Genomic DNA, 25,556 nt, shown 5'->3' on the forward strand with positions numbered 1-25,556 from the left:
CGTGCAGGTTCTATGATCAGAAGCTGTAGACGAGTGTGACGCCAAACTCCTTGTCCATGTTCTTGTTGGCATCCGGTACTTCTTCAACGTATTTGATTTTATAGGTCAACTTGGTAGCCAAAGAGCCATTGATCTGACTTTTGAGGCCGGTTTCACTTTTGTAGGTGCTGTTGTCATCGCCCATTTCAGCGCTGGCAATTTGAGTAAAGTGGGTGGTCTTGCTGATTTTCCAGCCGTATTTCATCGCCAGACGCAGCATGCCTTGTTCTTCAATTTCATCGCTGTTTTCCAGCTTGTCGCGGTTATAACCAGGGCCAGCCTCGAGATCCAGGTTGGTGGTGTCTGAGTCGATTGCCCGGTAGCCGTAGCCAACCGAAATGGTGCTTTGATAGGTGAAGCCGGAAAAGCGGGCACGTTCCTGATCTGCATGCAGCGCCAGATAGGAATGCTCACTGAAATTGCGGTCCAATTGTATGGCACCGTAATAGGTTTCTTTCGAAACGGTGTCATCTTCTTTGCTGGTCAAGGCTTCAAGACGGTAGTGAGAGTCCCAGTTGATGCCTTTGCGCGACAGTCCGAACTTGCCGTTCAGGCTACTGGTCTCGGTATTACCCGAGGTTATGATGCTACCCAGCTCCGCAGATCCTCCCCAAAAAGGTGGCATTTTTTCGGTGTCGGCTGCCTGGGTGTGAGCGGCGATAGCCAGTAGGGTCAGAGCAAGGGCCTGTTTGGACATGAGTGTCTCCGTAAGAGGTGTTGCATTTAGTGCGGCAGAGTAACGATGCCTGTTTGACAATTCAACCTTATAAATTGCGTGTGTATGGTCACGCAACGTCAGGTTTATTGACGCAGCAGAACAGCCAGCTCTGACGACCGTAAGGGTGAAGATAATGGCTCTATATCGTAGACGTTCAGGCTTATTTCGCCAGTTTTTGTGCCAGTTTCAGTATGGCGGGTCCGGCAATAAACGAAATAACCATCGCGGCTGGCCACGCCAATCCCCAGGCTTTCATCCAGAATGATAAAAAATGACTGGAGTAACCAAGATTGATAAAGACGATCCAGCCACTCATCAGAAAACTCAGGACGCCGGACATTAAGGTGCTGTGTATCAGTCTAAGCTTGAAATGCATGATTTTTCCGAGGTTGGGGCCAGAGAGACCGGTGCCGCAGTCTGGAATCTGGCGCAGGCGATGGGTGTATGGTGCTGAGGCAAACTCTGATATGGCTTGCGTATTGGTTGATGCACTGGGCCATTATAAACGGTCTCGGTCTGCCAATGCGTGCATCACGATTGTATGGACTGTTGCGTGTGTTGCTTTATTCGATAAAAAAGCCGGGTGATACAGGTTAATTCTCAGGAATCTTGGCAGTGGTTATTGGCTGTCTGGTTTATAGATGATTTCGACCTAACCCTTCCTCCGATGAATCGCTCTATTTCTGTTAGGATTTTAATTACTTACCAGGCCTGCGTGTCAGGCAAAGCGAAGGAAACAGATTATGCTCTATAAACTGAATGCGAAAATAATGGACGCCATGCGCCCCGTTCACGTTTGGTCCCGGATGACTCGACAGAGCCTGTACCAGCCGTTGAATCCCCTGAATAGCAGCTGGACTTTCCGTAGCATGCGAGCGGGGCTCGAAACGGTTGAGCGTTTGACCGACTGTTATGAAACCCCAGTATGGGGGTTGGACACGACCGAAATTGATGGTCGTGAAGTGGTGGTTCACTACGATGTAATTGTGGATCGACCTTACTGCAACCTGCTGCATTTTCGTCGCGAAGAGGCACCGGAAGGCCAGCCCACCGTATTGTTGCTAGCTCCTCTGTCCGGGCACTATGCGACCTTGCTGCGCAATACCGTGCGGGAGTTCTTGCCTGATCACGAGGTGTACATCACCGAATGGAAAAATGCGCGGGATGTACCGATGGCCGATGGCGCCTTTCACTTCGACGACTACGTTGAGTACCTGATCGACTTCTGTCGGGTCTTGGGGCCGAATATTCATGCGATTGCGGTGTGTCAGCCTTGCGTGCCTGCGCTGGTCGCGGCCAGTCTGATGTCGATGGATGGTGACCCCAATCTGCCAAGCAGTATGACGCTGATGGGAGGGCCGATTGATGTGCGTATCAACCCGACCGGAGTGAATGACTACGCCTCCGGCAAGGATCTGGAATGGTTTGAAGATAACGTTATTTGCCGGGTGCCCCGTGACTTCAAGGGGCGCGGGCAACTGGTGTACCCAGGGTTTATCCAGCTGTCAGGGTTTATGTCCATGAACATGGACTCGCACGTCAGCAAGCACTTCAAGTTCTTCACCGATCTGGTCAAGGGCGATGGTGAAAGCGCAGAAGGACATCGGGTGTTCTATAACGAATACCTGGCCGTGATGGATATGCCTGCGCACTACTATCTGGATACGATTCGACGGGTATTTCTGGATCAGGCATTACCCAAGGGCGAAATGGATTATCGAGGGCGTCGCATTGACCTGACGGCAATTACCGATATGGCGATGATGACTGTCGAGGGCGAGCTGGACGATATTACCGGTCGTGGCCAGACCTCGTGCGCGCTGGAGCTGTGCTCCGGTATCCCGGCGGATCGCAAGCAGCATATGGAAGCGGAAGGTGTAGGCCACTATGGCATCTTTAATGGTCGTCGGTTTCGGGAATTGATTGCACCCAAAATAAAGGCGTTTATTGCCGAGCAGCCCATAAGAGAGAGCCAGGACGTTGCCGCTGCCGAGTCAAAGGCTGGGGTGACGGACGTTGTCAAACCCGCGGCTCCAAGCGCTCCGGAACCTGCCAGTGCATTGGCACGGGTATCGGATCGTAAACCTCGTACGTTGAGAAAGCCGGCTTCAGGCAAATCGGCAGAAAACAAGCCAGCGGCAAGCAAACCGGTAACAGGCAAGCCAGCAGTAGAAAACAAGACCGCGACCAGCCAGCCAGCGGCAAGCAAACCGGTAACAAGCAAACCAAAGCCTGAATCGTCAGAATAAACGGCGATAGATAATAAATAGATATACGTAGCCCAGCCGCCAGGCCGGGCCATAAAAAAAAGCCAGTGACTACGATGTAGCCTCTGGCTTTTTTATGGTGATTTTTATCCGTGCAAATGATTTGGCGATATCACCTTGCCATTCGCACAGACCGGGTGTTTAGCGTTCGATCGCCAAGGCAACACCCATACCGCCACCGATACACAAGGTCGCCAGACCTTTTTTGGCATCCTGACGGATCATTTCATGCAACAGGGTGACCAGGATACGACAGCCGGAAGCACCAATCGGGTGGCCCAGTGCAATGGCACCGCCGTTGACGTTAATCTTCTCGACATCCCAGCCCAGCCCCTTATTAACAGAGAGCGATTGCACAGCGAAGGCTTCGTTGGCTTCAACCAGATCCAGATCTGATATATCCCAACCGGCTTTTTCCAGGCACTTCCTGGTGGCCGGAATCGGACCGGTTCCCATGATTTTCGGGCTTACCCCGGCGCTGGAATAACCCTTGATGGTAGCCAGAATCGGCAGCCCCAGGGCTTCGGCTTTTTCTTTGCTGGCCAACATAACGGCTGCGGCGCCGTCATTGAGGGACGAAGCATTACCGGCGGTGACAGAACCATCACGCTTGAAGGCAGAACGCATACCGGCGAGTTTCTCGACGGTTACACCGGCACGCGGGCCCTCGTCGGTATCGACGATGATCGGATCGCCTTTCCGTTGTGGAATTTCGATGGCAGTAATTTCATCTTTGAACTTGCCAGCGGCAATGGCTGCAATCGCCTTGGCCTGGGAAGCCGCGGCGAAGGCATCCTGCTCTTCACGGGTAATGCCGTATTCATCGGCGATATTTTCGGCGGTAATACCCATGTGATAGTCGTTAAAGGCATCCCACAGGCCGTCGGAAATCATGGTGTCGACCATATTCCAGTTGCCCATGCGCTGGCCATTACGGGAGTTGGGTAATGCGTGAGGTGCGTTGGACATGGATTCTTGTCCACCGGCGATAATCAGGTCAGCATCACCACAGGCAATGGATTGTGCTGCCAGGTGCAGTGCCTTGAGGCCAGAGCCACACACCTTGTTGATGGTCATGGCGGAAGTGGTTTCGGCCAGACCTGCCTTGATCATACTTTGACGTGCCGGGTTTTGCCCGCATCCTGCGGTCAGTACATGCCCCATGATGACTTCGTCAACCTGGTCATTCGCAACACCCGTTTTGCTCATGAGTGATTTGATGATTTGGGTGCCGAGATCGATAGCCGACATACTGGCCAGTGAGCCGCCAAAACTGCCGATGGCGGTACGGGTTGCTGCAACGATTACTACGTCTGTCATGGATTTCTCTCCTTCCTGGGTTGATAAGGCTATGTATTGAGTATCACAGCCAGCGTGACAAGTGTGTGACTGGCGTCAGGTCAAGACAATTAATACAGCGTTGTCCTGAGATGCGGCAGTAAATCAGGAGTTCCCGGGCGCAAGGTCCGTCGAGGCATTATTGCCGATACGATCAAGAGCACCAACATCCAGCACCGGGGATGCGTCAATATGTTGCGCATCCATCATATAGGCCACGCGTTCCAGTGAACTGAGAATCATGGTCTGTTCCCATTCCTGCAGATCCTGGAACTGGCGAATAAAACTTTCCTGTAACGGACGAGGTGCATGCAGCAAGGCTTTTTGTGCGTCTTCCGTCAGATGAACATACACCTTGCGTTTATCCTGGCTGCCGCGCTCCCGTACAACGTAACCCCGTTTCTCCAGCCGATCAATAATGGTGGTGACGGTGGCCTGCGACAAGCTGACCTTGCGCGCCACTTCGCCAACGGTCATATCGTCGTTGTGACGCAAGGTTTGCAGTATCAGTAGCTGGGGAGCGGTCAGGCCAGACGTTTTACTGAGTTGTTTGGAGTGTAAATCGGTGGCACGGATTATACGTCGCAGGGCGACCAGGACTTCATCATAACGTTTCATGAGAGGCACAACTGTCGGGTAGATAGAGAGCAGATTCTACCTTGTCAGTGATCATTAGAATACGAAGAAAATGGTGATTGTCTGGATGGGACTGAATCCGGCGTTTTGGGGCAAAAACGGTACAGGTTCTGGTTTTTGGTTAAATTTTGATCTTAATTTTGTTTAGGGTTGTAAGTATTTAGGTGAGCGACTAAAATGCTTCGTGTACTAAATAAATGGTTGAGGCGTAATGAGGCTGTATGTGGCTTCAGTAGGCGGCTCTATAAAATGTGTGACTGATGCATTGTCGGAAATGTCCGAAATTACCAATACAGATCAAAGTAATATTCTCTTCCGGAAACCAAATTCCACTGATGGGAATTCAGTTTTCAAGCTGATCAATGAATGTAAGCCCTTAGATGTCAATTCAATGTATTGCAATTTGCTGCAATGCACGCACTTTCGGGATACCTCGATTCTGGCGGAATCCCCCAACCAGCTGGCCGGATTTATTTCGGGCTATCGGGTGCCGGAACAGCCGGATGTGCTGTTTGTCTGGCAGGTGGCGGTTGCCCCTCATGCCCGTGGTCAGGGACTGGCCAGCCAAATGCTGTCACGACTGATCGAACAGCAAGGGCCTCACATTCGTTATGTCCACACCAGCATCACCGCTGACAACACTGCTTCCTGGAATACCTTCCGCCGTCTGGCGCGGGACCTGGGTGCAGCGTTGGAAACAGATGTGATGTTCGATCAACAACAGCATTTTGGCGGTGAGCACGCTACCGAGACCCGCGTCTCGATCGGACCTTTTGTTGTGTCTGACCCGGCAGTTGCTGAACCACTGGTTAATCAATAAGGAGCACTGGATTATGGGTATTTTCAAAGAGATAGAGTCGAACGTTCGTGGTTACTGCCGTGCTTTTCCGGTTGTGTTTCAAAAGGCATTGAATGCCACTCTGGTTGATGACCAGGGCAAGGAATATGTCGACTTTCTTGGCGGCGCAGGAACCTTGAATTACGGCCATAACAACCCGGCATTCAAACAGGCACTGATTGAATATATTGAGGCTGATGGTGTGACACATGGCCTCGATATGCATACCGAGGCGAAGCGGGATTTTCTGGAAACCTTCCAGAGCCATATTCTCAAGCCCCGCGGCATGAACTACAAAGTCCAGTTTACTGGCCCAACCGGTACCAATGCGGTTGAAGCGGCCCTGAAAGTGGCGCGAATGAATACCGGCCGACAAACCATTGTGTCGTTTACCAATGGTTTCCACGGTGTCACCCAGGGCGCAGCGGCAGTCACTGCCAACGGCTATTACAAAAAATCCATCGGCATGCCGACAACCGGTGTGCAGTTTATGCCGTTTGATGGCTACCTCGGTGATTTTGATACGCTGAAGTACTTCGAAAAAGCATTAAAAGACGGTTCTTCAGGTCTGGGTCATCCCGCTGCAGTCATCGTTGAGTGCATCCAGGGTGAAGGTGGCCTGAATGTCGCCAGCGCCGAATGGATGCGTGGTCTGCAGGCGCTGTGCCGTCGTTATGACATGTTGCTGATTGTGGATGATATCCAGGCCGGTTGTGGCCGTAGCGGTACGTTTTTCAGTTTTGAAGAGTTTGATATCCAGCCGGACATCATCACCTTGTCCAAATCACTGGGCGGTTATGGTTTGCCGATGGCCGTGGTGTTGCTGAAAGACAAGTACGACACCTGGAAGCCAGGCGAGCACAACGGTACCTTCCGGGGTAACAATCACGCCTTTGTTACCGCCCGCCGGGCGCTGGAGACCTACTGGGCTGATGACAGCTTCTCGACAGAGGTCAAGCACAAGGCTTTTGTACTGAAAAACCGTCTGAAGAGCATTCAGGCGCAGCACGCCGGAGACTGCAAACACAAGGGTCGCGGCATTATGCAAGGGCTGGAGTTTGCGTCCGGTGACGTGGCCGGTGACATTACCGCACAGGCGTTCACACGTGGGTTGATTATCGAAACCAGTGGTTCCGATGGACAGGTGGTAAAAATCCTGACGCCGCTGACGATTGAAGAAGCCAACCTCAACAAGGGGCTGGATATTCTGGAATCCTGTATCAACGATGTGCTGGCTGAGCGCAGCCGGGTTGCTGACGCGTCCTGACCTCCCCACTGACGGGTGGCCTGTACACTGGTCGCCCGTTGCTCGTTTATTCTGGTTTGAAAAACTTACAAGGGACTATCCATGATTGTTCGTACTCTGCAAGACTGTGAAAACTCTGAACGCTCGATTGACGGCGGCACCTGGAAAAGCGTGCGCATGTTATTGGCCGACGATAATATGGGCTTTTCCTTCCATATCACGACGATATTCAAAGGCACAGAAACCCCGATCTGGTATAAAAACCACTTGGAATCGGTCTATTGCATGAGCGGTGAAGGCGAGATCGAAACCTGTGCCGATGGTAAGATATACCCCATTACCGCGGGTACGCTTTATATCCTCGATCAGCACGACAAACATTTGTTGCGTGCCACGACCGCCGATATGGAGATGGCGTGCGTCTTTAATCCGCCGTTGAACGGCAAAGAAATTCATGATGATGATGGTGCTTACAAGCTGAACGATGAGCCGCTGTCGGTATAAGTCGGGCAACCGCAACCGGGCATCTCGTTCAGTCTGAACCTCGCAGGAGAGAGTGTTTACATGACACATAGTGTCGAAAAAATCGGCGGTACGTCGATGAGTCAATATCAGCATGTGCTGAAGAATATCTGGATGCGTCCGCGTTCAGTCAGTAATGCTGACGTCAGTCTGTATCGCCGGATTTTTGTAGTATCCGCTTACAGCGGCATTACCAATGGTTTGTTGGAACATAAAAAAACCGGTGAAGCCGGTGTTTATGCCCTGTTTGCCGAAATGGATGATGCCCGCTCCTGGCAGTCGCGTTTACAGGACGTATTGAATGCCATGCTGGCGATCAATATGGGCATGTTCGGTTCCGCCGGTCTGAACAACGATATGGTGCGCAAACGGGCTGACCAGTTTATTACCAATCGTATGGACGATGTCCGGGATTGTCTGGAGCATCTGGAAGCGGTGTGCAGCTTTGGTCACTTCCAGCTCGACGATCATTTGCATCGTGTGCGCGAAATGCTCAGCGCCATGGGAGAAGCCCACAGTGCGTATAACTCTGTGTTGTTGTTGCGCCAGCATGATGTCAATGCCCGTTTTGTTGACCTGACCAACTGGCGCTCTGATACCCAGATGAGTTTTGCCGACCATATTCTCAAGGCGTTTCAGGGCATTGACCTGGAAACGGAAATGCCCATCGTGACCGGCTATACCCAGTGTCGGGAAGGCCTGATGCGCACCTATGATCGTGGTTATAGCGAGATGACGTTCAGTAAGATCGCGACCATGACCGATGCCTGTGAAGCGGTTATTCACAAGGAATATCACTTCAGCACTGCCGACCCCTTGCTGGTGGGTGCCGAGAATGTCAAACCGATCGGCATGACCAATTACGATGTTGCTGACCAGCTGGCCAACCTGGGCATGGAGGCGATTCACCCACGGGCAGCTGCCGGTTTGCGTAAAAAGAATATTCGCCTTATTGTGCGCAATACTTTCGAGCCGGAACATCAGGGCACCGAGATTCGTCGAGACTACTGCAGTAGTACCCCAAAAGTTGAAATCATTGCCGGAACGCGCAACGTCTGGGCGTTGGAAGTGTTTGACCAGGATATGGTTGGTGACGCTACCCACGGACAGAAAATGGCCGATCTAGTCTTTGAATCCGGCGTACGGGTACTGACCAAAGACTTTAATGCCAACACCGAGACCTTTTACCTGAAAGGTAACAAACGCCGTATTAACTGGCTGATGGATCGTCTGCGTCAGGTATATACCGATGCAGATGTTCGGGTTGAAAAATTGGCGATGGTCAGTGCTATTGGCAGTGATATGAAGATACCCGGGCTGTTGCAGAGCGCCGCTGGGGCTTTGTCGGATGCCGGTGTCAATATCCATTCGGTTCACCAGGCAATGCGCCAGGTGGATATGATGTTCCTGGTCAGCGATGCGGATTACGCAACCGCCGTCAAGGCACTTCATTCCCGATTGGTAGAGCAGGCAGATATATGGAAACAGCAGCAAACGGCATAACACAATTCACGCATCTGCTGCTTCGGCTTGGCGCAGCAACTGGCTTATGGCTGGTTGCTGCGTTTTGCTTTGCGGCATCCGAACCGTCGGATGATCGCACCTCCATCACGGCCGACGAAAAAGCCGAAACCACCATTAATCAGTTACAAGCCCCCTTGTATACCGCGTTCACCGAGCGCTACATCCTTGATGAAGTGAAAAACCTGCGTCAGATGCTCGCCGATGCACGGGTTGAGTTCACTGAAAAGGTCGTCGAACGTGAGTTTCAGGTGGCCGATCGGGCACTGACCTACGCTACCGACACGGTTACCTATTTCTTTTATCTGATTGCCGGATCGTCAACACTGCTGGTGTTGGTGGGCTGGAACTCCCTGCGCGACGTCAAAGAGCGGGTGGGTGCCTACGCCAACGATGAAATCAAACGCATTACCGACTCTTATGAGTCGCGGCTGGAAAAGCTCGAACGGGACTTACACAGTAAGTCGCGCCATATTGCGGCCGCTCAGGAAGAAATTGAGCTGACCAACGAAATCCACTCACTGTGGCTGAAGGCATCGCAGGAAAGCAGTCCGCAAGGCAAGATTAATGTCTACGACCAGATTTTGCTGTTGCGCCCGGATGATGTTGAAGCGCTGACCTACAAGGCCGATGCCGCACTGCTGCTGGGGCAGGCACAATGGGCCAGCAGCCTGGTCAACAAGGCGTTGGATATTGACCCGGAAAACAGCCACGCCATGTATCAGCGTGCCTGTGCCCATGCTGAATCCGGTTTTATTGAAGAAGCATTACGCGACCTGGAACAGGCGATTCAACAATCAGAGACTTTACGTTTACAAGCCAAGGACGACAGCAGTTTTGCAGCCATGGCAGATCATGAACAGTTTTTACTGTTGGTGTCGGGTGCGGTAGCGGGGGAATAATCACCTTTTTCATTGCCCATAAGTGTATTTTATTGTCATGAAATGATGATGAATTTGGCGGCCGAGCTGTTTTCCTTTGGTTGTTTTTCCGCCATTATTGCCGCAATTGCATCTGGCTTGGCAGATTTTCTGTTACGACGGTTCAGATGTCTGGCAATCTAACCAACACGGACAGTGAATATGACTCGATTTTCTTTGACGCCATTGGCATTGGCTGTTGCACTGACTCTGACTGCATGTGGCGGCGGTAGTGATAGTGGTGATAGTGATGGTAGCAACAGCGGTACTGGCTCTGGTTCAGGTACCGGATCAGGTACTGGCTCTGGCTCTCTTACAGCGGTCAGCCTGACCGGTCTGGCGGTCAAAGGGATTCTGACAGATGCTGACATTAGCGTCACCAGTCTGGATGGCACCACCAGCTACGGTACCACCAGCACCGATAGCACGGGCCGTTACAGCCTGGATGAGATGGATATTCCATCCGATGTGCCCGTCAAGGTCACCATGACCACCAATGCCCAGACCCAGGTCAAATGTGATGCTGCGGGTGGCTGCACCTGGGGTGGCCAGAATTATGCCTTTGGCCAATTCTATTTTTACAACAACAGCGACTTTGTTCTGTCGGCCATCTTGCCATCCTATGGTGCAGACACTGCCAAGAACCTGATGGTAACGCCAATCACGCATTTGGCCGCGATTCGTGCCGCCGCAGCGTACCCCAGCGGCGCCAGCGCTGCCGAAGTTGAAGCTGTCAACAAAGCCACGGCCACCTTGCTGGGTCTGGATAACGTCGATATTACCAATGTTTCTCCTGCCGATATCACCGCCGCCAGCTCGTCCAGCGCCGATATTGACAGCCAGCGTTATGGCACCATGGTTGCCGCCATTGCCACCATCGCAACCAACAAAGATACCGATATCGCCAATGTCGTGAATGATCTGGCTACCGATTACAGCGATGGCGGTATTGTGATTAATGCCAGCGACGACAACACCGTCGACCTGGAGGACATCTTTGCCGGAGCCGCTGATGCGGCAGAGGAAGCGGGCAGTAATCTGGAAGACGGTGCGCTGATTGCCAGCGAATATCATCTGGAAGAACAGCAAGCCAGCATTGCCCCTGAAGACGAAGAAGCCACCGCGGATACAACCACGATAGATGACGGTTCTGAAGATCTCAGCGAAGAAGAGCGTAAGGCGGCAGCGGTTGATGATGCAGTGAGCTTGCTGGAAGATCTGAACGACTGGAGTGACGCCATCCAGAGCGTCGATACCGGCACACTGCTGACCGCTCTGGATGCCGAAGCCGAAGAAACCGAAGCATTGATTGGCGCGATGGAAGACAACTCAGATATTTTCCGGGGTCTGGCAGAGTTGGTTGTTGATACCGACGATGAACCCGGTTTGGTGTTCGAAGCCACGGATATCCTGCTGCAGCACATTGCATTGGGCGCCTATATTGCCCAAAACCATGCAAGCCTGGACAGTACCGATCATGGTGATGACAGTTTCACCATTACCGCCAGCGAGCTGTTGGCCAGCGGCGTCAGCTTATCGATTCTTGAGTTTCTGGATGACGACGACGACGGTGAGCCAGACGATGGCAAAGACATCAGTGTGACCTACACCACCACAACTTCATTTGGTGAAACCTATGTTGATAGCTTGAGCTTCTCTGGTGAAGGTGTTGGGGCGAGTGTTGATGCCGATTCGGTGATGACCGTCAGTGTTGGCCTCAGCAGTCTGACGGCCGGGATCACAGGTTTCCATATGACCGGGCTGGAGGATGGCGAAGTTTTCTCCGCAACTGGCAATATAGAAATGACCTTTGATTCGTTTAATGGTCTGACCGCATATGTTGATTCTGAAGCCATTGATGGACTGAAAACACTGAGTATTCAGCTCAACAGTCATTTGGATGGCGTCAGCGAATTGGCTGATAGCACACACTTTGCCCAAGCCAGCACAGACCTGATCATCGATATCGAAGCCAGTCGTGCGTCTGATAGTGAGGGTAATTACACCGGTGATCTGGGCGGTTCACTGACGATGGACGTGCTGGTGAAAAATGATGCCGGTAACGATGACAAGATAGAAGGCACGCTGACCGCCGTGGTTGGTGGTTCTGCGGAAGACATCAATGATCTTGAACGTTGGTTTGTGGCCGATACCGGCTCCGTTAATTTTGACGGTGTCTTGCAGGCAACCGATACCGATGGCAACGTACTTTCTTTTGACGGCAGTATCGGCATCGTACCAACACTGGTCGATGGCGACGAGGCCGGTATGAATCTGAACCTCGATGGTGCCACCAAACTGGCCAAGGCCAGTGGCTATTCTACCGCCTTTGCCGGCACGATTGGCGTTCGTGATGAAGCGTTACTGACGGCTGATGGCTCGATTATCGAAGACAGTTATGGCTTCCCGATATATGTGTATAGCGAAGCATCGTTATCGGGGGAACTGGAAGTAATCAACGCTTCTGGTACCACCAGTTTGTCGTTGTCCGCCTATCTTGGTGCCAATAATCTGCAGGAAGTGGCCGCATTGGCGAACCTCGATGCTGGTCCGCTTGATCCTGGTTATGGTACGACCGTCGACACGATTACCTTCACGGGAGCAACGGTAACCTATAACGATGATGGCAGCGTGGGTGTGGTGATGGCAAGCGACTACGATGATAGCTTTGCCAACCTGCTGGATAACATGACGGACTATGGCTGGACAGCCTATCTGACCAGCGGTGATATCAGTATGCCAACGGCGAGAACATTCTCGTTAAGTGACTGCTCTGGTGATGAGGAATCGGGCTACGAATGTGCGATTTACATGTACGGTGCAAGTATCCAGGATGTTTCTCTGGATGGCAGTGTGGATATCAAGGATGCACAGTCGTGGTGGACGGCAGTGTCCAGCAGTCTTGATTATTACGAATTTGTATCCGTCGGTTTGAATATTGCCGATGCGAATGGTTCAACGGCAGCGATCGGCGGCTTTCGTTACGTTTATCTGTCCGATCTGGTCGCCGGTGACGAGGTAGCCCTGGATCTGGACATCAACGGTGTCTATCTCAACGACATCAATGTTGAAGAACAGATTCTGGATGCCGAAACCACTTCCACTTATCTGGAGTATTCCGTCGCTTTGGAAGCCGATGCAACCGCCCTGGGAATGGACGATGCCAGCATTCGACTGGTGGGCGAGCGTACCGGTCTGGAAGATGGTGTTGGCCTGTTACGTCTGCAGTACGGCGACCGTTCGATTACCATCAATCTGGATACGGCATACCTGAGCACGACTTCTGTGACCAATCTGACGATCAGCAACGGTGATGTCACCATGGTGATCGCAGCGACCTGTGCCAGCGGTGACGTCACGGATATGGGCATTGCAGCCTGTGATGAAGATCTGGAGTTTGCGGGCAATATCACCTCAGGTGGTTATGAGGTAGGTACCCTGGAAATTCGCAGTGGCTTGCCTGTGTTTATCTTTGACGATGGCAGTAAATACAACCTGGTCGTCACACCGGCCTTCATGGTAGAGCTGGCAACCGCGCAATAAATGACTCGTTGCCGGTGATAAAACAGGGAGCTGCGGCTCCCTGTTTTTTTGCCTGTTTGTTTTTGCCGGAAAGTCATCAATCTCCCAGAGAGAAGGCATTATGCTGACAAGGAATTATCGCTCCCCATGGTCTTGGCTGTTGGCATCAACAGTACTGATGGCTGGCTTCGTGCAAGCGGAAGACTGGCATATCCGCTATACGCAAGATATCCATGCCTGGTCGGGAGCCATGGCCGTTGCAGAAATTACCAACGACTGGAATGGCACCTTGAAAGACGACGATGACGGCTTCTTATGGATGCAGACCAGTGCCTCAGTGGGCTACGGCGCGTTCTCTGTGGCTTATATCAGCCGCCATCATGCCGAATACGAGTTCTCCAATGCCCTGGCGCGCGGGTTTTATTATCAGGCCAACGACGTGGCACTGGATCAGGTGTACGAAGTGGAAGCCGATGTACATGCCCGCCACTATCAGGGCGAAGGCCTGAACCTGTCCTGGGTATTTGCCGCGGCAGATAACCGGCGTTGGTCCATTACCCCATCGGTGACCTGGTTACGCTTGTATCGGCTGATCTGGGGAGAGGTGAGCGGCACCCTGAATTATCTGGATGCGGATCACTGGGGCGGTGATCTGGATGTGGATTATGGTTATACCGAAGATAAAATCCCTCTTGAGAGAACTCTGGCAGAACGTTCCTATGGCGACCTGTACAGTCTGGATCTGGCTTTCCACTGGCACTGGCAGCAGTATCAAATCGACTATCAAGGTTACAATCTGCTGGCACGAATCGATTGGCCGGACATGCCAGGAACGATTGCCAATAAAAACTGGCAATACGATGATGGCAGCCTGACTACTGACAGCGGTTATTTTGTGTATGGTTACGAGTTCTATGAAGACCGTGTGTTGCGACCGCCACGATTGCATACGATTCGTCAGCGTTATGGCCTCAGCGATACTCTGGCGGTGACTCTGCGCAGTTACCTGAACCAGATCCGCCAGGGCCATGAGCTGGGTCTCCGTTGGCAAGCGGCTGACCTGGCCTGGATGCTGGCAGTGGATTCACAAGGTCATGCCTTTCGGGCGGGGCTGCATCACCCGAAGGTTCAGCTGGAGCTGTTGAGCGAACGCGTTAATATCTCTCGCAGCCGTTTATTGGCGCTGCAGTTCGGGATTACACAGACATTCTAGGCAATAGGAGCCCAACATGCCCTTCAAGCTAGTGACAGCGGTACTCACGATCATGATGGCGCTACCGGTGTCTGCCAAAGCGGTGACGGAGCTGGTTATTGCGACCGTGAACAACGGCCATATGATCGAAATGCAAAAGCTGACCCCCGAGTTCGAACGCGCTAACCCGGATATCAAACTCAGATGGGTCACCCTCGAAGAAAGTGTACTGCGCCAGCGTATTACCACCGATATTGCCACCCGCTATGGCCAATTCGATGTGATGACCATTGGCTCGTATGAAGCACCAATCTGGGGAGAACGAGGCTGGTTAAGACCCTTGGAGTTTGGCCCACAGTATGACGTTGACGACTTGCTGCCTGCGATTCGCAGCGGTTTGTCGTATCAGGGGCAGCTGGTGGCGGCACCTATTTACGGCGAAAGCTCGATGCTGATGTATCGTACCGACCTGGTCGAAAAGGCCGGCTTCACAATTCCGGATCAGCCCAGCTGGGCGCAAGTTGCCCGCATCGCCGCCGCTATTCATGACGAAAAGAACGGTGTTTATGGCATCTGTCTGCGTGGCAAGCCTGGCTGGGGTGACAACATGGCCCTGCTGACAACGATGGTGAATACCTGGGGAGGACAATGGTTTGATATGGACTGGAAACCCCAGATCGACACCCAACCCTGGCATGATGCAATCCAGTTTTATGTCGACCTGGTCGCCCGCTATGGCCCACCCAATACCTCGGCCAACAGCTTTAATGAAATATTGACGCTGTTTAATGCGGGTAAATGCGGCATGTGGGTGGATGCTACCATTGCCGCCTCGTTTATCTCCGATCCAGCAATCTCACAAGTGGCAGACAAGGTTGCCTATGCCCAGGCACCGATCCAGGTGACGACCAAGGGTGCCAACTGGTTATGGGCCTGGGCTCTGGCAATTCCGGCATCGTCCCGCCAGCCGGATGAGGCACTGCGCTTTATTGCCTGGGCCACCTCGCGTGAATACATTCAGCTGGTCGGACAAACGGCAGGCTGGGCTAGAGTGCCGACCGGTACCCGTTTTTCTACCTACGAGCATGACGGCTTTCAGCAAGCCGCGACATTCTCGGCCGCCGAATTACAGGCTATTCGCAGTGCCGACCCGCAAGACAGCACCCTGCATGAATCGCCCTACAGCGGCATTCAGTTTGCCGCTATCCCGGAGTTCCAGCGAATCGGTATTGTGGTTGGTCAACAAATCAGTGCGGCACTGGCCGGTAAACGCAGCGTTGACGATGCACTCAAGGCAGGGCAGCGTTTTGCAGAACAGGAAATGAACAAAAAGCATTATTACTGAGCCATGATCTATGCCGGATGCCATTGCGCGGAAACAATGGGCGGAAAAAGACAGCCATCCGGGTGCTATTGGCATCAAGTTGTTATAACGTCGACCTGAACAGGCGATAGGAAAACAATCACTGTTGTTATCGTCCTGTCTTGTTTGAAGGTCATCCTCTCTGGCTATACGGCGAGGGTGACGTTTACTCCAGCTCTCCCTGTTAATGCAGCATGAACACGATAAAAGGAACCTGTTATGCCCAGTCTGTTAGAGCAACTGAAACAACACAGCACGCTGGTTGCCGATACCGGTGACCTGACAGCCATTCAGACTCTGAAACCGGAAGATGCCACCACCAACCCCTCGCTGGTGTTAAAAGCAGTGCAATCCGGGCAGTACGACGCCACTGTCGATGCCTCCCTGCAAGCCGCCACGGGTGACTGTCTGGAAGACAAAATCGACGACGCGTGTGATCGGCTGGCCGTTGCCATGGGAGCTGCCATTCTGCAACACATTCCCGGGCGTATCTCCACCGAGGTGAATGCCCGGCTGTCGTATCAGCGTGATGCCAGTATCGACAAGGCTCGCCGGCTGGTGGCCTTGTATGAAGAGCAGGGGGTCAGTCGGGATCGTATCCTGATCAAACTGGCCGCCACCTGGGAAGGTATCAAGGCTGCAGAGCTCCTTGAGCAAGAAGGCATCCAGTGCAACCTGACATTGATCTTCAGTTTTGCTCAGGCCCGTGCTTGTGCTGAAGCCGGTGTCTTTTTGATCTCGCCTTTTGTCGGGCGCATTCTGGACTGGTTTAAAAAGGCCAACCCCGGCACGGAATACGCTCCAGCCGATGAACCCGGCGTGTTGTCGGTGGCCAGTATCTACCAGTATTACAAACAACACGGATACAATACCGTGGTGATGGGGGCCAGCTTCCGTAACAGTGGTGAAATCCTGGCTCTTGCCGGTTGTGACCGTCTTACCATCAGCCCAGCCCTGCTGACAGAACTGTCTGAAACAGAGGGTGAACTGGATCGTGCTCTTTGCTATGACGGCGATATCAGCGAACCCCCGGCCGCCATGACCGAAGCGGAATACCGCTGGGCTCTGAATCAGGATGCCATGGCCACCGAGAAACTGGCCGAAGGCATCCGTGGCTTTGAGAAAGACCAGCGGACCCTCGAAGGATTGTTAGCCGAGAAATTGGGCTGATCTTCGACTTATCAAGGGCTGCTGCCCTGCCGGTACTACTGATCAGGATTAGGGATAGTCTTGTGCACCGGCACATCCACCTGGCCGCAGGCGATCACTTCGCCCTGCTGCCACAGCTTCCATTCCCCCGGTTGATACAGATCCCAGGCTTCATCGCTGGTCAGTGGTTCGGTGGCGATCACACTGACGACATCATTGGGGGTGGTTTCCGCGGCGAAATCGACGGTGACGTCGGCATCGGCCAGTTGTGCCGGGCCAAATGGCGCCCGACGGGTAATACTGGCCATTTTGGTGGTGCAAAAACTGAACAGCCAATCACCGTTGCTCAACAGGCCGTTAAATACACCTTGTTGGGCGTATTCTTCGGCCAGACTAACGAGTGTTCGGGCGAGTTGCTCCGGCATGGCATCGCGAGGCAGGTTTTGCCGCACCTGATTCATCAGATCACAAAATATTTCTTCGCTGTCGGTATCGCCGACAGCTTCATATGTTCCGACCCGGCGCACAAAGTGCGGAATCTGGCCGTTGTGGGCAAATACCCAATAGCGACCCCATAGCTCACGGGTAAACGGGTGGGTATTGGATAGATTGATATTGCCGACGTTAGCCTGGCGAATATGACAAATTGCCGTTTTGCTTTTGATCGGCAGCTGCGATACGAATTCAGCAATGGCCGAGCTGGCGGATGGTTCCGGGTCATGGAAGTTTCTGACTCCCTTGCCTTCGTAAAAGGCTACGCCCCAGCCATCTTTATGAGGGCCGGTTTCACCGCCACGGCGGGTCAGGCCGGTAAAGCTGAAACACAAATCGGTGGGGGTGTTGGCGCTCATGCCCAAGAGTTCGCACATTCGTTAATGCTCCAATACGTCGGCCAGTGGCTGAATCGGATTTGAGTGGCTCGCCATGCCTGGCCGGTGGCTCACAATATGAGCCTGATAAATATTGATCGAAATCCGGGAAAAACAAAACCCCGTCAGATGACTCTGAGCGGGGTTTTTTTATGGTTGCCACAGAGGATTATTTTACCGCTGTTTGCCACTCAGGTTTGTAATCACGTTTGCCGGTCACCTGTTCAAAGTACATGCTTTGCAGCTGTTCCGTGATCGGGCCACGATGTCCGGCGCCAATAACCCGGCCATCCAGGCTTTGAATCGGCAGTACTTCGGCGGCGGTGCCGGTAAAGAAAGCTTCATCGGCAATGTAGACTTCGTCGCGGGTGATGCGTTTTTCACGCACCTCGTAACCCAGGTTACGGGCGAATTCCATAATGGTGCGGCGGGTAATGCCGTCCAGGCAGGAAGTCAGTTCCGGGGTATAGATCACCTTGTCTTTGACCAGGAAGACGTTTTCGCCAGAGCCTTCAGCGACGTAGCCTTCGTTGTCGAGCAACAAGGCTTCTTCACAGCCGCTGTCGAGGGCTTCGCGCAGGGCCAGCATCGAGTTCATGTAATTGCCGTTGGCCTTGGCCTTGCACATGGTGATGTTGACGTGATGGCGAGTGTAGCTGGAGGTGCGGATTTTGATGCCTTGGGTTTTGGCATCTTCGCCCATGTAGGCGGGCCATTCCCAGGCTGCGACCATCAGGTGCACGCGTAGGTTGTCAGCACGCAGGCCCATGCCTTCGGAACCGAGGAAAACCATCGGGCGAATATAAGCACTGTCGAGGTTGTTTTCACGTACGGCGGCGCGTTGGGCTTCGTTAACTTCTGCTTTGCTGTATGGCATTTTCAGCCCGAGGATGTGAGCAGAGTTAAACAGGCGGTCGGTATGCTCCTTCAGGCGAAAAATCGCCGCACCCTCGTCTGTGTTATAAGCCCGCACACCTTCGAAAACGCCCATGCCGTAGTGCAGGGTATGAGTCAGAACGTGGACTTTGGCGTCACGCCAGTTTACCAACTCGCCGTCTAGCCAGATCAGACCATCACGGTCAGACATGGAAGGTTGCATAAGGACCTCTCAAAAAATGTAAATTAGTTTTCTATCCAGAGTTTCCACAGTCGGGTCACACCCTCGCGGCGCTCGTCGAAGCCAAGTTGTTGGCTCTGCGTTTGGTCCAGAATCAGGTTTGTGTTCTGCAGCGCGCGCCGGTGGGTTTCGGCTCGGTAGGTCAGGTAGGTTTCCTGCAGGGTCTGACGATCTTGTGAATCGAGCAGGCCGACTGTTTCAAACGAATCCAACAAACGCATGTTGTCGGTTACCGCTAACAGATCTGGATATTGGTGTGACCAGGCCAGAACCCCGTATTGAACCAGAAACTCGATGTCAACAATACCCCCGGCATCCTGTTTGAGGTGGAATTTATCGGCAGATTTTTCTGCCATGCCCAAGTTCTCGCGCATTTTCTTGCGCATGGAACGGACTTCTTCTTTCAGAGTGGGCAATGGCCGTGGTTGTGTCAGCGTCTGGCGACGGATCTGATTGTAAGCGGCGGCCAGTTCCGGGTTGCCGCAGAGCACGCGAGCGCGCACCAGCGCCTGATGTTCCCAGGTCCAGGCATGGTGGGCCTGGTATTCTTCAAAGGCCTTGAGCGAGGCGACAATCATGCCGGAGTTGCCGGACGGGCGCAGGCGCATATCGACCTCATAGAGATCACCGGAGCGGGTCTGGGTGGTGAGAATATGGATCATGCGCTGACCCATGCGGGTGTAGAACACGTTGTTGTCGATACTGCGTTGCCCCGCTGCCGGGCTGGCCTGGGTGCTGCCCATATTCCAGCTGTTGTGCAGAAAAACCAGGTCGAGGTCGGAGCTATAGCTCATTTCCAGACCACCGACCTTGCCGTAGCCGACGATGATAAATTCCGGCTTGGTGACGGCATCGCCCTGGCGGTTGGCCGGGTAGCCGTATTTGTTGGTCATTTGTTGCCAGGCCAGCTGCATGACATTGTCGAGTACGACTTCGGCTATCCAGGTGAGGTAGTCGGAAATGTGCATCAGCGGCAGAGCATTCATCACTTCACCTGCCGCGGCCCGGAGTTTGTGAGCGTGCACAAACTGGCGCAGGGCTTCCATTTGTTGTTCGAGGTCGTCCTGGTCGATACGTAACAGTCGCAGTTGCAGTTCTTCTTGTAATTCGTGACGTTGCGGACGGTGGTAGAGCGTGGCGGGGTTGAGTAATTCATCCAGTAGCAACGGCATCTGGGTGATGTAGTGGGCGACCCACTCCGAGGCGCCGCACAGCTGTACCAGCTGGGTACGGGCCTGGGGGTTTTCTTTCAGTAGCACCAGATAAGCGGTGCGACGCAGGACGGCTTCCAGCAGGGGAATCAGTCGCTGTAAAGTGTTCAGTGGCTCCGGGCACTGGCTCAAATCGTACAGCAGTTGCGGCATCAGGGTTTCCAGCCGGTCGTGACCGATGGCCTGCATGCTGCTTACGGCGCGGGAGTGGCGGAAGTTGGCCAGACATTGGCTGAATTCGGTAGTCAGCATGACTGGGCAATGGTGGCTCAGATGGGTATGGGCTTCATCTGCCAGATCACCGTGCCAGACGTCGACCCAGATGTGGTCATTGCTGTCGTTAGGTTGTTCGTCATCGTCATTGCAGACGATGTTGGCAAAGTGGTGTTTGACATGGCTGCGATGCAGACTGAGCTGTTGTACAACGGCGTCCCAATGGTCGCAATCCAGTGCCAGAGCGATGCGGTCCTGGGCTTCAGCCTCGGTGGGAAGTTGCTGGGTCTGCTCATCATTGAGGGCTTGCAGGGCGTGTTCGACGTCGCGTAAATACAGATAGGCATCACGCAATTCATGGGCGGCATCGGCGGGTAGATAGCCATCGTCGATCAGTATATTGAGCAATGGCACCAGTGCGCGTTGTTGCAGTTGTTTTTCCTGGCCGCCACGAATCAATTGGAATGCCTGGACGATAAATTCCACTTCGCGAATGCCACCCGGCCCAAGCTTGACGTTGTCGTCGAGGCGACGACGACGCACTTCGGCGTTGATCATGGCTTTCATCGAACGCAGGGATTCAAAGGCGCTGTAATCGATGTACACCCTATAGGTAAAGGGCCGCAGAATGGCCAGCAGCTCCTGTGCCGCCGGAGTGTCTTCACCGGTCAGAATTCGGGCCTTGACCATGGCGTAGCGTTCCCAGTCACGACCCTGGTTCTGGTAATACTCTTCGAGGGAGTCGAAGTTCATCACCAGAGGGCCGCTCTGGCCATAGGGGCGCAAGCGCATATCGGTACGAAAAACAAAACCGTCGATGGTGTGTTTATCCAATGCCCCGATCAGCTTTTGGCCCAGTTTGACAAAATACTCCTGGTTGCTGATGGATTTTTTGCCGTTGGTCTGGCCGGATTCCGGGTAACTGAAAATCAGATCGATATCGGAGCTGAGATTCAGCTCGTAGGCACCGAGTTTCCCCATGCCCAGTACCAGTAATGACTGCGGCTGGCCGGATGCCTTACCCATGGGAACGCCGTATCGTTGCTGCAATTGCTGCTCAAAATACCGGATGCTCTGGCAAATCACTTCATCGGCAAGGTCGGATACCGTGCGGGTAGTGGTGAGGGTATCGGCGAGGCGCAGCAGATCGCGCCAGATGGTTTGCACCATGACCCGGCGGCGTAATATACGCAGGCGGTGTAACCATTGCTCTTCACTGATACCGGTTGTCGGTACCGGTTCGGCTTCTTGCCCGCTGTGTTCGTTCAGGTCGTGCAGCCACTGTCCAATGTCCGCCCGGCTTACCGGCTGACTGAGCTGATTGCTTTGCAGTTGCTGGACAAAGTAGTCGCTGTCTTTTGGTAGCGCATCAACCACGTACTGGCTGACCAGCAAGACCTTGCGCAGTTGTTGTTGCTGTTGTGGCGGCAGGGATTGCCAAAGGCTGGGCCAGTCGAAATCGAAGCGGGCACCGGTGTCCGTCAGTTGGTGATTGATTTGTTGCCAGCGGTGTTCGAGCCGTTCCGTCATGATGGTAGGTATCCGTTTGTTTTTTCCAAGTGTAAGCGCTCTGTGGAATGGATGCATGGGCACGGCGAATTTTGACCGGGAATAAGATGCTGTCAATTACGTGACATCCGGTGTTGCCCGGACGTTGTGCGACCGATATATCGGCCAAGGGCAGGCACCGGCTGTTAGACTTCTGGTCATAGTGTTTGGGCCATGCCAGCGCGTGGTCAATTTTTGTATTTACAGACCGGATGATTGTCATTGTTATGACTGGTAAAACTCCCAACAAGCCTGCGCGGGGCAAAACAGACGGCAGTTCGAAAGCAACGCCTGCCAAGCCTGCCAAGCCTGCCTCGAAAGCCGCCAAACCGACTTCCAAAGCCACTTCAGCGTCTTCAAAGCCTGCTCCAAAAAAGCCTGCCCCAAAAAAGCCAGCATCACGGACCAGGGCCGCGGATAACAGTGCCAAGGCGGGCTCAAAACCCAAAGACGCTGCAACGACCAAAACTGCCAAGCCGTCTCCCAAGCGTGCCCAAGCGCCGAAAAAACACACCTCGGCCAAAAAAGCGCCAACAGCCAAGAAAGCCTCAACGTCGGGGGCCGGTAAACCGTCACGCTGGCGTACTGCCTGGCGCATCAGCTGGCAGCTGGGGCTGGTTGGTGTGCTGGTACTGGGCGTCTGGATGGTGTTTCTGGATGCTCAGGTACAGCAACAGTTTGATGGCAAAAAATGGACCTTGCCTGCCCGGGTATATGCCCGGCCACTGCTGTTATACCCCGGTCGCTTGTTGCCGCCGGCACAGTTACAGGCGGAACTGGAGTGGACGGATTATCAGTCCGGGGCCGTGTCTCGCCCGGGCCGCTATCAGCAGCAAGGATCCCGCTGGCGAATTCATCGTCGCCAGGTGAATTTCTGGGACGGGCCGCAACCGCAGGCGGTGATTGAGCTGACGCTGGTGGATCAGCGGGTCGAACAGTTGTCGGTAAATGGCAAGGCGGTGCCGCTGGTCCGGCTGGAGCCGCAATACGTTGGCGGTATCTTCCCGTCTCATAACGAAGATCGTGAACTGGTGACACTGGATCAGGTGCCCAGCGATCTGTTGGCTGCGCTGGTGGTAACGGAAGACAACCACTTTTTTGAACATCATGGTATTTCATTACGAGGCATTAGCCGGGCGCTGGTGGCCAATATTCAAGCCGGTGGTGTTGTGCAGGGTGGCTCGACACTGACACAACAGCTGGTCAAAAACTTCTTTTTAACCAGTGAGCGCACCTTGATGCGCAAGGCGCAGGAAGCCTTGATGGCGATTCTGCTGGAGCTGCATCACAGCAAGGCCGAGATTCTGCAAGCCTACCTGAATGAAGTGTATCTGGGGCAAGCGGGTCGCCGGGCCATTCATGGTATTGGTCTGGCCTCCCGCTTTTATTTTGGTAAACCGGTACAAGAGCTGGAGCTGGCAGAAATCGCCACCCTGGTTGGACTGGTGAAAGGAGCGTCTTATTATAATCCGCGGCGACATCCACAACGGGCGTTAGAACGTCGTAACCTGGTGTTGGGGTTAATGGCCAAACAAGGGCTGATTGGTCAGGACCGTTACCTGGAAGTCAGCCGTCAGCCACTGCGTACCGCGGACAGCCAGCGGGTCAGTCAGCGTGAATATCCCGCATTTTTGGAGCGGGTGCGCAAACAGCTACAAGAAGATTATCGCCGCGAGGATTTGGAAACCGAAGGGCTGAATATCTTCACGACGCTGGACCCCTGGATTCAGCATGCACTGGAAGTATCGGCCACGACCCAGCTCGGCCGGCTTGAAGCCCGTTATCCGGCGCTGGCAGGCAAGCTGGAAACGGCGGCCGTGATTACCAGTGTGGATGGGGCCGAGATTCGTGCCATGATCGGCGGGCGGCAAGCCGGTTATTTTGGTTTCAACCGGGCGCTGGATGCACGTCGATCGATCGGTTCGCTGGCCAAACCGGTGGTCTATCTGGCGGCGTTGCGCAGTGGCCGTTACCACTGGGGCACTTTGGTGGATGACAGCCCGGTACAGGTGACGGGGCAGGATGGCCAACTCTGGCAGCCGCAAAACTACGATGGCAAAAGCCATGGTTTGGTGCCGATGGTGGATGCCCTGAGCCATTCCTATAACCAGGCCACAGCGCGTATTGGTATGCGAGTGGGTCTGGAGCAGGTGGCCCGGACGTTTAATGATCTTGGCCTGCAACAAGAGGTGCCGCCGTATCCATCGGTGCTGTTGGGGTCGCAGGAATTATCACCACTGGAAGTGGCCGGGGTTTATCAAACGCTGGCTGCGCGAGGGTTTGTGATGCCATTGCGGGCGGTAGAGGCGGTAGCAACGGCCAGTGGCAAGACCTTGTCGTCGTACGCGATACATGGGCATCAGGGCGTCGCAGCAGAACAGGTCGACTGGTTGCGCTACGGGCTTGAGCAAGTGGTAAACGATGGCACGGCGAGAAAATTATTAACCCGGTTTGCTGGCCCGCTGGCGGGTAAAACCGGCACCAGTGATCAGCAACGGGATGCCTGGTTTGCCGGTTTTGATAACCGTCATCTGGGCGTCGTCTGGGTTGGTCGAGACGACAACCAACCGATGCCGCTGGCGGGCAGCTCAGCGGCATTACCTATCTGGCAGCAAACCTTTGCTCAGGCTGGTGTTGAGCCACTGTTACCCACTGGTTTGCCATCGGTGGTGGTGGATGCGGATGGACAGATTCTGGAAGACGGTTGTGACGGGCGTTCCATGCCGATGCCGACCAGTGCCATCAAACAGGTACCAAAACCTTGCCAAACGGTGAGTAAACCCACAGAAGGAGAGCGGAAAGGATGGCTGGATTGGTTGTTTTGAATGTAAAACCGCGCATCGAGTGGCTGGCGGTAGTACTACTGCTCGCAGGCTTGGCTGGTTGTAGCAGTACACAGGTGATGGCACCGGATACCACCACCGCACCTGCGGCCGATGAGGAGACGGTTTGGCAAGCCGGTGGCCTGGCGACACTGGATCAGGGCCAGCATCATCCGGCAGTGAGTGCGCTATTAAAACAGGCAGAGCAGGCACGGCAGGCCGGTAACTGGCCGAAGACCATGAGTTATCTGGATCAGGCGCGCCAGATCCAGCCACGGAATGCGGCTATTTTTTATCGTCAGGGCTGGGTGAGCTGGCAAATGCATCGGCCGGAAGAAGCAGAGCAATTATTGCGGCGTGGGTTGTTGTTCAGTCGTGACAAGGGATTGAGCCAGCGTATCCGGTGGTTGCTGGTGGATGTACTGGAAGATCAGGGCAAGCAGGCTGAAGCGGCACAATTAAGGGCGGATTTGATGCAAGGATAAACGGAATAAACAGAGCGCAG

Annotated in this window: 19 protein-coding genes; 12 read left to right on the top strand and 7 right to left on the bottom strand. The window is 53.8% G+C overall.

The annotated features are described in order from the left end of the window. Positions 1 to 16 precede the first annotated feature (16 nt). Positions 17 to 736, bottom strand: coding sequence for a YdiY family protein (locus Q8W32_RS03215; RefSeq protein WP_303431355.1), 720 nt, complete (start codon positions 734 to 736; stop codon positions 17 to 19). Positions 737 to 917: 181 nt separating this feature from the next. Beyond that, a complete protein-coding gene (locus Q8W32_RS03220; RefSeq protein ID WP_303431356.1) occupies positions 918 to 1,133 on the bottom strand; it encodes a DUF2798 domain-containing protein in 216 nt (71 codons plus the stop codon). A gap of 367 nt (positions 1,134 to 1,500) precedes the next feature. Here Q8W32_RS03220 and phaZ point away from each other — a divergent pair, with 367 nt between their 5' ends. Beyond that, positions 1,501 to 3,006 carry a polyhydroxyalkanoate depolymerase gene (gene phaZ, locus Q8W32_RS03225; protein ID WP_305413677.1) on the top strand — a complete coding sequence of 502 codons (1,506 nt, stop codon included), beginning with the start codon at positions 1,501 to 1,503 and terminating at the stop codon, positions 3,004 to 3,006. A gap of 159 nt (positions 3,007 to 3,165) precedes the next feature. Here the strand turns inward: phaZ and Q8W32_RS03230 are convergent, their stop codons facing one another. Next, positions 3,166 to 4,344, bottom strand: a complete 1,179-nt coding sequence (locus Q8W32_RS03230) for an acetyl-CoA C-acetyltransferase (protein WP_303431358.1) — start codon at positions 4,342 to 4,344, stop codon at positions 3,166 to 3,168. Between the two features lie 123 nt (positions 4,345 to 4,467). Continuing rightward, positions 4,468 to 4,980, bottom strand: coding sequence for a MarR family winged helix-turn-helix transcriptional regulator (locus tag Q8W32_RS03235; RefSeq protein WP_303431359.1), 513 nt, complete (start codon positions 4,978 to 4,980; stop codon positions 4,468 to 4,470). Positions 4,981 to 5,272: 292 nt separating this feature from the next. Between Q8W32_RS03235 and ectA the strand changes: the two genes are divergently transcribed. From ectA to tal, 9 genes are all read left to right on the top strand, one after another. Next, positions 5,273 to 5,818 (top strand): diaminobutyrate acetyltransferase, encoded by a 546-nt coding sequence (ectA, locus tag Q8W32_RS03240; RefSeq protein WP_305413680.1) that lies wholly within the window; start codon positions 5,273 to 5,275, stop codon positions 5,816 to 5,818. A gap of 13 nt (positions 5,819 to 5,831) precedes the next feature. After that, positions 5,832 to 7,103 carry a diaminobutyrate--2-oxoglutarate transaminase gene (gene ectB / locus Q8W32_RS03245; RefSeq protein WP_303431361.1) on the top strand — a complete coding sequence of 424 codons (1,272 nt, stop codon included), beginning with the start codon at positions 5,832 to 5,834 and terminating at the stop codon, positions 7,101 to 7,103. Positions 7,104 to 7,184: 81 nt separating this feature from the next. After that, positions 7,185 to 7,586, top strand: a complete 402-nt coding sequence (locus Q8W32_RS03250) for an ectoine synthase (protein WP_303431362.1) — start codon at positions 7,185 to 7,187, stop codon at positions 7,584 to 7,586. Positions 7,587 to 7,646: 60 nt separating this feature from the next. Next, entirely contained in the window at positions 7,647 to 9,107 is a 1,461-nt protein-coding gene (locus Q8W32_RS03255) for an aspartate kinase (RefSeq protein ID WP_303431363.1), read from the top strand. Next, on the top strand, positions 9,083 to 10,027 hold the full coding sequence (locus Q8W32_RS03260) for a hypothetical protein (protein ID WP_303431364.1): 945 nt from the start codon (positions 9,083 to 9,085) through the stop codon (positions 10,025 to 10,027). The genes Q8W32_RS03255 and Q8W32_RS03260 overlap by 25 nt, the downstream gene beginning before the upstream one ends. Before the next feature lie 180 nt (positions 10,028 to 10,207). Then, a complete protein-coding gene (locus tag Q8W32_RS03265; RefSeq protein WP_305413682.1) occupies positions 10,208 to 13,588 on the top strand; it encodes a hypothetical protein in 3,381 nt (1,126 codons plus the stop codon). 139 nt (positions 13,589 to 13,727) lie between these two features. After that, positions 13,728 to 14,780, top strand: a complete 1,053-nt coding sequence (locus Q8W32_RS03270; RefSeq protein ID WP_305413683.1) for a hypothetical protein — start codon at positions 13,728 to 13,730, stop codon at positions 14,778 to 14,780. Positions 14,781 to 14,796: 16 nt separating this feature from the next. Further along, on the top strand, positions 14,797 to 16,104 hold the full coding sequence (locus Q8W32_RS03275; RefSeq protein WP_303431367.1) for a sugar ABC transporter substrate-binding protein: 1,308 nt from the start codon (positions 14,797 to 14,799) through the stop codon (positions 16,102 to 16,104). 237 nt (positions 16,105 to 16,341) lie between these two features. Next, entirely contained in the window at positions 16,342 to 17,292 is a 951-nt protein-coding gene (gene tal, locus Q8W32_RS03280) for a transaldolase (protein WP_305413685.1), read from the top strand. A 35-nt stretch (positions 17,293 to 17,327) separates the two neighbouring features. Here the strand turns inward: tal and Q8W32_RS03285 are convergent, their stop codons facing one another. The 3 genes from Q8W32_RS03285 to glnE form a co-directional block, all read right to left on the bottom strand. Then, the gene (locus Q8W32_RS03285; RefSeq protein ID WP_303431369.1) at positions 17,328 to 18,140 is read right to left on the bottom strand and encodes a class II glutamine amidotransferase; all 813 of its coding nucleotides are present in this window, start codon (positions 18,138 to 18,140) and stop codon (positions 17,328 to 17,330) included. Positions 18,141 to 18,309: 169 nt separating this feature from the next. After that, positions 18,310 to 19,227, bottom strand: a complete 918-nt coding sequence (locus Q8W32_RS03290) for a branched-chain amino acid transaminase (protein WP_305413687.1) — start codon at positions 19,225 to 19,227, stop codon at positions 18,310 to 18,312. Between the two features lie 35 nt (positions 19,228 to 19,262). Further along, positions 19,263 to 22,211 (bottom strand): bifunctional [glutamate--ammonia ligase]-adenylyl-L-tyrosine phosphorylase/[glutamate--ammonia-ligase] adenylyltransferase, encoded by a 2,949-nt coding sequence (gene glnE, locus Q8W32_RS03295; RefSeq protein WP_305413688.1) that lies wholly within the window; start codon positions 22,209 to 22,211, stop codon positions 19,263 to 19,265. A 245-nt stretch (positions 22,212 to 22,456) separates the two neighbouring features. Between glnE and mrcB the strand changes: the two genes are divergently transcribed. Together mrcB and Q8W32_RS03305 are read left to right on the top strand one after the other, a co-directional pair. Continuing rightward, on the top strand, positions 22,457 to 25,054 hold the full coding sequence (gene mrcB / locus Q8W32_RS03300) for a penicillin-binding protein 1B (protein WP_305413690.1): 2,598 nt from the start codon (positions 22,457 to 22,459) through the stop codon (positions 25,052 to 25,054). Beyond that, positions 25,033 to 25,536, top strand: coding sequence for a M48 family metallopeptidase (locus tag Q8W32_RS03305; protein WP_305413691.1), 504 nt, complete (start codon positions 25,033 to 25,035; stop codon positions 25,534 to 25,536). Before mrcB ends, Q8W32_RS03305 begins: the two co-directional genes overlap by 22 nt. Positions 25,537 to 25,556: the final 20 nt, after the last annotated feature.

The organism is Oceanobacter sp. 3_MG-2023, assembly GCF_030688925.1.
Lineage (GTDB): Bacteria > Pseudomonadota > Gammaproteobacteria > Pseudomonadales > Oceanobacteraceae > Oceanobacter.